The organism is Acinetobacter sp. YH01021 (assembly GCF_013420255.1).
In the GTDB taxonomy this organism is placed as follows: Bacteria; Pseudomonadota; Gammaproteobacteria; order Pseudomonadales; family Moraxellaceae; genus Acinetobacter.
The window spans coordinates 1-6,637 of sequence record NZ_VOYO01000048.1 but is presented as its reverse complement, the minus strand read 5'-3'; the positions used below and the strand labels follow the sequence as shown (position 1 = coordinate 6,637).

The window sequence follows — 6,637 nt, the reverse complement described above, 5'->3', positions numbered from 1 at the left end:
TCATTCGAGTCTAGACAAAATGACACCAAATGAGTTTTACTATGATCAGCTACCCCAACAAAACAAGGTGGCTTAACTAGAGCGGAATATCACTTATAAATACGCTTTTAGTTGTTCAAACAAGTGGAACCACCTCTGTTTACAGTTGATGAGTGGAATCTTTTTAAACAAGGATATGCTGAATTTGTAACGCTGACAGATCTTGAAAAAGAATATTGGTTTATTGCAATTGAGCATATTTTTGTAGATGAGGTTATTTGGTTAATGGCAGATTTTTCTGAAGGATGGAAAATGCAACATCAATTAGGAATTTATTCATCAATATTCAAATGTATATTGACCCCTAGTGTACTGCAACAATATGATTTAGAAATCAATACTTAGCTTTAAGATTTTATGTCATCAAACCAGTGAAAATGAAAACCTTCCGTTTTTTATTTTATAAGTCACTATTTTATTAACTTAGAATATTTAAATCGAATGATTTAAATATTCGTTTAATACAATGCCTACTTCACTTATATAGTTTAAGCAAAATGTCACTTTAGTAAGCTCTTCACCAGTTAATCTAAACTTTAGTTATACCGCTATTTATCATTTAACTGTATGAGCTTAACCCTATTCAAAGATGGAAATTATGAAAAAAAGTCGTTATTTAGTTAGCTCAGCTGGCATTATGACTGTGCTACTAATAGGCTGCTCAAAATCAGAAAATGCAGAGCATCATTCAGCAGATGCACCGTTAGCATCAGTAAGTGTAATGACTGCCCAAACACAATCAATAAATCTGATTGAAAATCTCCCTGGGCGTGTCACTGCATATCGTATTGCTGAAATTCGCCCTCAGGTTGGTGGCATAGTAGATAAAGTTCTATTTAAACAGGGTACTTATGTACATGCAGGTCAACCACTTTTTAAATTAAATTCTGAAATATTTCAGGCTGATGTCAAAAGTAATAGAGCAACTTTACATCGTGCTGAGGCTGAAGTAACACGCCTTCAAATTTTGTTAAAACGATACGCTGAACTGGTGACAGTTAATGCAATTAGTAAGCAAGAATATAACAATACTGAAGCAGAATATCAGAAAGCAAAAGCTGATGTTACTCAAATGGAAGCGATACTTTCACGTCAACAACTTAACCTAAAATATGCAACAATTACATCGCCAATATCTGGAATTATTGGTGAGATTTTAGTGACTGAAGGTGCATTAGTCAGCCAAGGTGATACTAAAGCCATGGCAGTAGTACAGCAAATTGATAAAGTGTATATCGACGTAAAACAGTCAATTACTGATTATGAAAAAATACAGGAAGCATTACAACAAGGGAATTTGTCAAATGCTAGCCATAACGTTGAAATACTAAATAGTCAAGGTAAGCCATACGATGTAAGGGGTGAAATTTTATTTTCAGACACTAAAGTAGATCCCGATACTGGTGATGTGACTATCCGTATTTTAGCGAATAATCCTAGTCAAAAATTGCTTCCCGGCATGTATGTCCGTATCAACATGAGCCGAACAAAAGTTGATAATGCGATTTTAGTGCCAGAGCAAGCTATCCAACATGATATTAGTGGTAAGGCGAATGTAACTATTATCAACCAAAAAGAGCAAGCACAAAGTAAAACTGTGCAACTGGGTCAGCGTTATCAAAATAGTTATGTAGTCACGCAAGGTATAAATGCGGGTGAAAAAATCATTGTCGAAGGTGTAGACCGTATTCAACCTAATCAGCGACTAAAAGTAAAACAATGGCAAGCACCTATAACGAATAATGAAAATGGGGGGCAGCAATAATGTCTCAATTTTTCATTCGTCGACCAATTTTTGCTTGGGTCATCGCCTTATTTATTATTTTATTTGGTGTATTAAGTATACCTAAATTGCCAATTGCACGCTTTCCAAGTGTAGCTCCACCACAAATTAGTATTACAGCAATGTATCCTGGAGCTACACCAAAGACGCTCAATGACAGTGTTGTAACACTTATTGAAAGAGAAATGTCAGGTGTTAAGAATTTACTGTATTACAGTTCAAGTTCAGATACCTCTGGTAGCGCTACTGTTACTGCTACATTTAAGCCTGGTACAGATGTAGAGCTTGCTCAAGTTGATGTTCAAAACAAAATCAAAGCAATTGAGTCGAGACTACCTCAACCTGTTCGACAACAAGGGCTTATGGTTGATGCAGCTTCATCTGGATTTTTGATGATCATAGGTCTGAACTCCCCTAATCATCAATATTCTGAAATAGACCTAAGTGACTACATGACACGACACGTCATTGAAGAAATCAAGCGAGTTGATGGGGTTGGGAAAATCCAGAATTTTGGAGCTGAAAAAGCTATGCGCATTTGGGTCGATCCAAATCGTTTAGTATCTTATGGTCTGAGTATTAAAGACGTAAATACGGCTATTCAAAATCAAAACCTCCCGATTTCACCTGGTCGTATAGGTGATACACCTGCCCTCAAAGGACAGCAAATTACGATTCCATTAACAGCACAAGGGCAATTGGAGACTGTTGAACAATTTAAAAAAATTAGTTTACGTTCGAATAAAAATGGGGCAACTGTACTGTTATCAGATGTGGCTCATATTGAGGTTGGTGCGCAGTCTTATAGTTTTGCCATTTTAGAGAATGGTAATCCATCTACAGCAATAGCAATACAAATGAGTCCCAATGCAAATGCCGTTAAAACTGCTGAAGGGGTAAAGGCAAAAATCAACCAATTGAGTACTTCATTACCTGATGGAATGAAATTCTCAATCCCTTATGATACTGCACCATTTGTTAAAGTTTCTATTCAAAAAGTAATTACAACATTGATTGAAGCCATGGTTTTAGTCTTTATTGTAATGTTCATATTTCTTCATAATGTTCGTTATACCTTAATTCCAGCTATTGTTGCTCCCATAGCATTGCTAGGAACGTTCTCTGTAATGCTACTTGCTGGCTTTTCTATCAATGTCCTAACCATGTTTGGTATGGTGCTGGCGATTGGGATCATTGTAGATGATGCCATTGTAGTGATTGAAAATGTGGAAAGAATCATGGTATCAGAAGGCTTGTCCCCTGCAGATGCCACCTCGAAGGCGATGAAAGAAATTACGAATCCGATTATTGGTATTACTTTGGTTTTGGCTGCAGTATTTTTACCAATGGCTTTAGCAAATGGTTCAGTAGGGATTATTTATCGCCAATTCACTATCACAATGTCAGTTTCGATTTTATTCTCAGCATTCCTAGCCTTAACTTTGACACCTGCTTTATGTGCAACCATGTTGAAACCAATAGATAAAAATCATGTGAAAAAAGGTGTTTTTGCTTGGTTTGATCGAAGTTTTGAAAAATTAAATAATCGATATGAACATGGTTTATTTAAAGTCATTAAACATAAAAGAACGGCTATGCTATTTTTTATAGGCATTGTTGTTGCACTTCTTTTTTGTTTTAAACAAGTACCTACTGCATTTATGCCAGAAGAAGATCAGGGTTGGTTTATGACATCAATTCAACTTCCTTCTGATGCCACACAAGAACGTACCAAAAAAGTTGTTACTGAATTTCAGGAACATCTAAATAAAGAAGTTGGTATTCAAGATAATATGGCGATCTTAGGCTTTGGATTTAGTGGTTCAGGGCAAAATACAGCAATGTATTTTACCAATTTACTCCCCTTTGAGGACCGTAAAATTACTGCCCAACAAGTCGTGGATAATGCGAATACTGCAATGGCTGACAGCTCGGAAGGCCAAGTAATGTCTGTATTGCCTCCAGCAATTGATGAATTAGGAAGCTCTTCTGGATTTTCATTACAATTGCAGGATGTAGGAAATATTGGCATGCAAGCATTAGCACAAGCCCAAGATCAATTACTCAGTTTATCAACTCAAAGTAAAAAAGTTGTAGATGTTTACTCTGATGGTTTACCAGATGGAAATTCTGTACAACTCAAAATTGATCGTGAAAAACTACAAATATTAGGTGTTAACTTCAGTGATGTTACCGATATCATTTCTACTTCAATGGGTTCAATGTATATCAACGATTTTCCAAATCAAGATCGTATGCAGCAAGTTATTGTTCAACTTGATGCCAAATCACGTATGAGTATTGATGATATTTTACAAATCAAAGTAAATAGTCAAAGTGGTAAACTGATTTCTATGTCTGAGATTATTACTCCAGTTTGGCAATACTCCCCACAACAATACAATCGTTACAATGGTCGTCCATCTTTAAGTGTTACGGGTAGTCCAGCACCTGGTATATCTTCTGGTCAAGCAATGTCAGAAATGGAAAATTTAATCAAACAACTTCCAAAAGGTGTGGGGTATGAATGGAGTGGTATTTCTTTAGAAGAAAAACAGGCTGAATCGCAAACTATATTTTTATTACTTCTATCTATGCTCGTAGTATTTCTTGTTTTAGCTGGGTTATATGAAAGTTGGTCCATCCCTCTTTCTGTTATGTTGGTTGTACCTCTAGGGCTTATAGGTGCATTTATAGCTGTAATGATAAGAGGTATGCCCAATGATATTTTCTTTAAGGTTGGTATGATTACCATCATTGGATTATCAGCGAAAAATGCCATTTTAATTGTTGAATTTGCTAAGGCTCTCCGAGAAGATGGGATGAGTTTAGTTAAAGCAACCGTTGAAGCTGCAAAATTGCGCTTGCGTCCAATCTTAATGACTTCTTTAGCATTTACATGCGGAGTTATTCCTTTAGTTTTTGCAAGTGGTGCGAGTTCTGAAACCCAAAAGGCTATAGGTACTGGCGTATTTGGAGGAATGATCAGTGCAACTCTTCTTGCTTTAGTGTTTGTCCCTATTTTTTTCATTATTGTTATGGGAACTGTTGATAAATTTTCTAAACAAAAAGGATCAAACTAATCTATAAGCTTTGTGGGTTAGAAAAAAAATAACTCACTTTGCATTGATCATATTTAAATTCTTGTTTTATCCATAGCACTAACCTATTAATTTTAAAAAATAATAGGTACTGGCTAAATAGCAAATCGATACATATCTTTTTCATAGAGGAAATATGATTTTAGTAAGTTCTTGTCTGGCTGGCTTAAAGGTACGTTATAACGGGACGCATAGCTTAAACGAAAAAATCGAAAAATTAGTCAAAGATGGAAAAGCTACTATGGTATGTCCAGAGATTCTTGGCGGTTTATCAACACCACGCGAACCTGCCGAGATTTCGGGAGGTAATGGCGATGATGTCTTAGATGGAAAAGCCTGTGTAATTGAAAAATCAGGAAAGGATGTGACTTCAATCTATATTGAAGGGGCATATAGAACTTTAAAAAAAGTTCAATTATTAAAAGCTACTCTGGTAGTGCTTAAAGAAAATAGCCCTTCATGTGGTAGTTCAATGATTTACGATGGTCAATTTAATGGGAATAAGATCTATGGCAATGGAGTTACCTCCGCTTTGCTTAAACGTCATAATATAAAAGTCATTTCAGAAGAAACTTTTTGGCAACTTTTACCCTAGTTCCTCCGCTTTTATTTAAAATCTTCATGCAACTCCAACCACGCCCCCCTTTGCAATATCAAGTCTCTTCGGTATTTAGAGATATAGTGAGGTAATAATCTAAGAAGCATATCCATTACTTCCACATCAGTTAAAAAGTAGTGGTTCAATTTTATGCTGTAATTCTTTAACAATTTTAGCAAGCTGATCATGTAAAACTAACCAACATTGCTCATGACCTTGCCCAATATATTCATCTATTATGAGTTGCAAAATGTCTTGATCTATCTGACTTAAGAATTCTAAAAACCATGTCGCAGCAACATCCTTGGCAACTATTGTTTTATGATCTAATGTATAAGCTATACGGCATAGCGCTAAAATTTGATTACATTCATCCTGATCGTCTTTCCAATGAGCAATAATTTGTGGATAAGTTTTTTGCATGGCAAATATTAATTGTTCATAGCTAATTGGATTTAACCAATCGCAAATATCAGGTCCAAAGATAGTAATGTTATGTAATTGGGCAGTTTTAAGTAAAATACTAATATCTGGATCAGATTGACTATAAAGTAATTCACCTTTGAGTAATTCTTCTCTCAACCACTCGCCATATTGTAGCTGATATGTATATGGATGATTTTTATTGGTAATACTCCCTTTTTCTAATATCGTAATTTCTAAGGCACGCGCTGTAGCATGACCAATCGGAACAGATATATTTAGAAAATTCTGCGCTAATTGTTTTCTTTCCTGATCGGTAATTTCACGTTCAATAATAACTAAAATATCAAGATCACTTTTATGTTTTAAACCACCATCAACATACGAACCATATAAATAAATAGCATAAAGCTTATCTTTAAAATTTTTTTGTAAAAGCTGTTTTACACTTTCAACTTGGCGACACTCTTCATCATTTAAGCTTTGCATATGATTTTTAATTTAAAAAAATAAGTAATGAATTCATAGAGCATTATACAGAATAAGTGTAAATAATTTAATCAATTAGTCTCTGTACACGACAAAAATAGATAACTCATTGAAATAATGTCACAATAATTGTTTTCTAACGACGAATACTATGACACATCTCAATGAGTTATATCTTATCTTAAACAAATCTCTAAAATGGAA

At 35.0% G+C, this 6,637-nt stretch carries 5 protein-coding genes; 4 read left to right on the top strand and 1 reads right to left on the bottom strand.

Annotation, left to right across the window (positions count from 1 at the left end; genetic code table 11):
- The first annotated feature begins 123 nt into the window (after nt 1–123).
- The 4 genes from FTT86_RS15395 to FTT86_RS15380 all read left to right on the top strand — a co-directional run bounded on the left by FTT86_RS15395 (nt 124) and on the right by FTT86_RS15380 (nt 5,518).
- Nucleotides 124–384, top strand: a complete 261-nt coding sequence (locus tag FTT86_RS15395; protein WP_038349994.1) for a hypothetical protein — start codon at nt 124–126, stop codon at nt 382–384.
- 253 nt (nt 385–637) lie between these two features.
- Nucleotides 638–1,804 (top strand): efflux RND transporter periplasmic adaptor subunit, encoded by a 1,167-nt coding sequence (locus FTT86_RS15390; RefSeq protein ID WP_052232764.1) that lies wholly within the window; start codon nt 638–640, stop codon nt 1,802–1,804.
- On the top strand, nt 1,804–4,905 hold the full coding sequence (locus FTT86_RS15385) for an efflux RND transporter permease subunit (protein WP_038349993.1): 3,102 nt from the start codon (nt 1,804–1,806) through the stop codon (nt 4,903–4,905). Before FTT86_RS15390 ends, FTT86_RS15385 begins: the two co-directional genes overlap by 1 nt.
- 154 nt (nt 4,906–5,059) lie before the next feature.
- Nucleotides 5,060–5,518 (top strand): DUF523 domain-containing protein, encoded by a 459-nt coding sequence (locus FTT86_RS15380; RefSeq protein ID WP_077170035.1) that lies wholly within the window; start codon nt 5,060–5,062, stop codon nt 5,516–5,518.
- A gap of 126 nt (nt 5,519–5,644) precedes the next feature.
- Here FTT86_RS15380 and FTT86_RS15375 read toward each other — a convergent pair whose 3' ends face one another.
- A complete protein-coding gene (locus FTT86_RS15375; RefSeq protein ID WP_038350081.1) occupies nt 5,645–6,433 on the bottom strand; it encodes an aminoglycoside adenylyltransferase domain-containing protein in 789 nt (262 codons plus the stop codon).
- Between the last annotated feature and the right edge of the window lie 204 nt (nt 6,434–6,637).